Consider the following 3,519-nt stretch of genomic DNA (forward strand, 5'->3'; position numbering starts at 1 on the left):
GACGCGCCGTCTCGGACCGGTCGGGTCGGCGCTTGCGCCGCTGCTGCTGTGGCAGCTTCCGCTGCGCACCGGCATCTCGCCCGATCAACTGCGCCCGGTCGACGCGATCGCCTCGCTGAAGGCGCCAGTGCTGGTCGCCAGCGGCACGCGCGACCAGCACACCACCCTCGCCGAAAGCCGGCGCATCTTCGACGCGGCGCGTGAGCCGAAGCAGTTCTGGGCGGTCGACGGTGCGGCGCATGTCGACCTTTTCAACGCCGGCCCCGAGGCCTACCGGAAGACCGTGATCGCTTTCCTGGACCGGTACCTGGTCCGCTGACCCCTCTTCCTCAGGCATTTCGACACGCCCCTTACCGGTGCGAACCCGCTGCGGCGGCATACGGCCCCGCAAGCCGCTAGCATCGCCCGGTCATGGAATTCAGTCCCGAACTGTTCGCGGCGTTGGTCGCCGCAGTCGCCTTCATCGCCGGCCTGTGGCTCGTGCGAGCCCGCCGCCGCCAGACCCGCACCCGCGGTGGCAGCGGCCGTGCGCGCGGCCCGGCCAACCTGCGCTTCACCTGCGCCAACTGCACCAAGCAGTTCACGCACTCGCGCCGCACGCTGGTCGCCTACGAGCAGGGCTCGCGCCAATTCTTCTGCAACGCCTGCCACACGCGCTGGCGCGGCTCTCAATCGGTGATCCAGAACCGCACCCACGGGCCCGGCGAGATGCTGGCCCGCCGCGATGCCCAGCAGGCCAAACAGGCGCATCTGGCCGAGGCGGCCAAGCGCGTGCAGCCGCCTGCGCCAGGCACGGCGTCGAACGCCGATGCGAAGAAGGGTTGCCTCGGTGCGGTCGCGCTGCTGGTGGCGGCACCGGCGATCCTCGGCTGGGCGGCGGCGCACTACTACTTTTGAGGGGCGGCTTGCGAAATCCGCATGACCCGGGCTGAACCGCTGTGACATAGTGTCTCGGTCGCGCTCCGTCCTTCGCACCCGCCTCCCATGTCTCCAGAGCCCCTGATCGCCGTGCGCGATCTCGAATCCAGCTGCCACTGGTACCAATCCGTGCTCGGCCTGCGCAGCAGTGCCGCGGGTGTCGACGACGAGACGCTGCTGTGCGGCGAACGCGTCGTGATGCGGCTGCGGCCGTGGGACACCCGCCACCACCCGCACCTCGGCCGGCCCGACAGCAGCGCCCGCGGCAACGGCATGCTGCTGTGGTTCCGCACCGACGATTTCGACGCCGCCGTGCTGCGCGTGCGCCAGCAGGCCGCCCAGGTGCTCGAAGGGCCGGGGGTCGACCCGAACCACGGCCGGCGCGAGATCTGGCTGCGYGACCCCGACGGCTACGTCGTCGTGCTGGCCGGCCCCGAAGGCGAGGTGGCCGCATGACCACCTCTGCGAGATCAGGTCTGCAGATGGCGCGCAACATCGAGATCAAGGCCCGGATCGAGGGCATCGAACAGCTCGAACCGCGTGTCGCCGCGCTCGCGCAGCAGGGGCCGACGCCGATCGCGCAGGACGACACCTTCTTCCGCTGCGAGAACGGCCGGCTGAAGCTGCGCGCGTTCTCCGCCACCGAAGGCGAGCTGATCTTCTACCGCCGCGCCGACCAGGCCGGCCCGAAGGAATCGTTCTACCTGCGCTCGACGACCGCCGAACCGGCGTTGCTGCGCGAGGTGCTCACGCTGGCCCACGGCCAGGCGGGCCGGGTGCGCAAGCAGCGCACGCTGTACCTGGTGGGCCGCACGCGCGTGCACCTCGACCGCGTCGAGCGGCTGGGCGATTTCCTGGAGCTCGAGGTCGTGCTGCGCGACGGCGAGCCGGCCGAGGCCGGCGTGGCCGAGGCGCATGCGCTGATGGCGCAGCTGCAGGTGCCGGYCGGGCAGCTCGTCGAGCGGGCCTATGTCGACCTGCTGTCCTCCAGCGAGCGACATCCCTGATGCTCAAACTCCTGGGCGTCGTGGTGGCCCTGGTCGTGGTCGGCTACCTCGGCCTGTGCGGCGCGCTCTACGCCTTCCAGCGCTCGCTGCTCTACTTCCCGCAACCGCGCAGCGGGCCGCCGGCCGGCGAGATCACGCTGCCGGGCCTCGGGGTGGACGTGCGCGCGTCGGTGCGGCCGCATGACGGCCCGCAGGCGCTGGTCTACTTTGGCGGCAATGGCGAGGATGTCTCGCAGACCCTGCCCGAACTGGCGCGCACCTTCCCCGACCACGCGATCTACGCGATGCAGTACCGCGGCTACGGCCGCAGCGGCGGCTCGCCGTCCGAGGCCGCGCTGCAAGGCGATGCGCTCGCGCTGTACGACCTCGTCGCCCGCTCGCATGCACGCGTGTCGGTGATCGGCCGCAGCCTCGGTTCGGGCATCGCGATCCGTGTCGCGCGGGAGCGCCCGGTGTCGCGCCTCGTGCTGGTGACGCCGTACGACAGCATCCTGGGCCTGGCATCGGCGCAGTTCCGGTGGTTCCCGGTGCGCTGGCTGCTGCAGGACACCTACGAGTCGGTGCGGCATGCACCGGCCCTCACGGTGCCGACGACGCTGATCGCCGCCGAGCACGACGAAGTGATCCCGCGCGCCAGCACCGAACGCCTGCTGGCGGCCTTCGCGCCGGGTATCGCGACGATGACCGTCATTCCCGATGCGGGCCACAACGACCTCTCCCGCCGCAGCGCCTACGGGCGTGCGCTCCAAGCCGGCTTCTAGGCCCTGGCTTCGCGCCGCCCTGCGTCAGGGCGTGGCTTGCGCGCTGACCAGCCGCCCGGTGCGCGCCTGGAACGCGCAGCGGTAGGTGAACGGGATCGAATTCATGCCGGGCGCGCGTTCGACGGCGCCCTGGCCGTCGAGCCAGGTGCCGTCGTCGGGGGCGGGCTGCAGGCGGCGCGTCTCGGCATCGAAGGCGATGCGGCCGACGCGCGGGTACTTGTCCTTCAGCGTCGCGGCGATTGCGGTCTCGCAGGCGTCGGGCGAGACCTTGCTGAGGTCGGGCTCCCAGGCCTTCTCGACGAGGGGCCGGGTGCTGCCGGTCTCGCGGAACACGACGCCCGAGGTCTCGTTCGACTCGGCGTTGTACGCGCAGCGGTAGGTGAAGCTGTGCACGCCGGTCGCGGTGGTCTTGTAGCGGCCGGCGCCCTTGACGGTGGTCTCGTCGCCGGTGGCCGGCAGCAGCGAGCGCTGTGCGGCGATGAACTCGATGTCGCGTGCTTCCTTGCCGCGCATCTCGCGGATGGTGTCGGCGACGGCGGTCTCGCAGCGTTCGGCGGGCTTCGGATCGGTCGCCGCGGGGGTGGAAGCGGCCGGGGCGGCGAGCGCGACGCGGGCCGTGGACAGCAGGATCAGCAAGGGCAGGGACCGGATCAGGCGCATGGGAAGACAACGTGGGAGATGAGAGCAGCGGCAAGGGTRCACGCTGCGACGCGCGAGGGGAACCGCTGTTGCACCTCGGGCGCCGCGGTCAGCCGTCCTGTGCGGCGGCCGATCGGCGCGCCTGGTGGCGCTGCACCTTGGCGCGGTTGCCGCAATCGCCCATCGAGCACCAG

The 3,519-nt window shown here is 71.4% G+C and carries 7 protein-coding genes; 5 read left to right on the plus strand and 2 right to left on the minus strand.

The annotated features are described in order from the left end of the window. From AC1D15_RS22575 to AC1D15_RS22595, 5 genes are all read left to right on the plus strand, one after another. Positions 1-319: alpha/beta hydrolase (locus tag AC1D15_RS22575; protein ID WP_477827726.1), on the plus strand; the 319-nt coding region annotated here is incomplete at its 5' end. Between the two features lie 92 nt (positions 320-411). Then, complete coding sequence (locus AC1D15_RS22580; protein ID WP_477827727.1) at positions 412-897, plus strand: hypothetical protein; 486 nt, start codon at positions 412-414, stop codon at positions 895-897. 87 nt (positions 898-984) lie between these two features. Next, complete coding sequence (locus AC1D15_RS22585; protein ID WP_047507361.1) at positions 985-1,374, plus strand: VOC family protein; 390 nt, start codon at positions 985-987, stop codon at positions 1,372-1,374. Positions 1,375-1,400: 26 nt separating this feature from the next. Continuing rightward, positions 1,401-1,925: a class IV adenylate cyclase gene (locus tag AC1D15_RS22590; RefSeq protein ID WP_477827730.1), complete on the plus strand. Its 525-nt coding sequence runs from the start codon at positions 1,401-1,403 to the stop codon at positions 1,923-1,925. Then, positions 1,925-2,686, plus strand: coding sequence for an alpha/beta hydrolase (locus AC1D15_RS22595; protein ID WP_477827728.1), 762 nt, complete (start codon positions 1,925-1,927; stop codon positions 2,684-2,686). Before AC1D15_RS22590 ends, AC1D15_RS22595 begins: the two co-directional genes overlap by 1 nt. Positions 2,687-2,710: 24 nt before the next feature. Here AC1D15_RS22595 and AC1D15_RS22600 read toward each other — a convergent pair whose 3' ends face one another. Together AC1D15_RS22600 and AC1D15_RS22605 are read right to left on the minus strand one after the other, a co-directional pair. Continuing rightward, positions 2,711-3,346, minus strand: a complete 636-nt coding sequence (locus tag AC1D15_RS22600) for a hypothetical protein (protein ID WP_477827729.1) — start codon at positions 3,344-3,346, stop codon at positions 2,711-2,713. 88 nt (positions 3,347-3,434) lie between these two features. Continuing rightward, the coding region (locus AC1D15_RS22605) for a CGNR zinc finger domain-containing protein (RefSeq protein WP_477827731.1) at positions 3,435-3,519 on the minus strand (85 nt) is incomplete at its 5' end.

This window comes from Rhizobacter sp. P2_H2 (assembly GCF_056403375.1).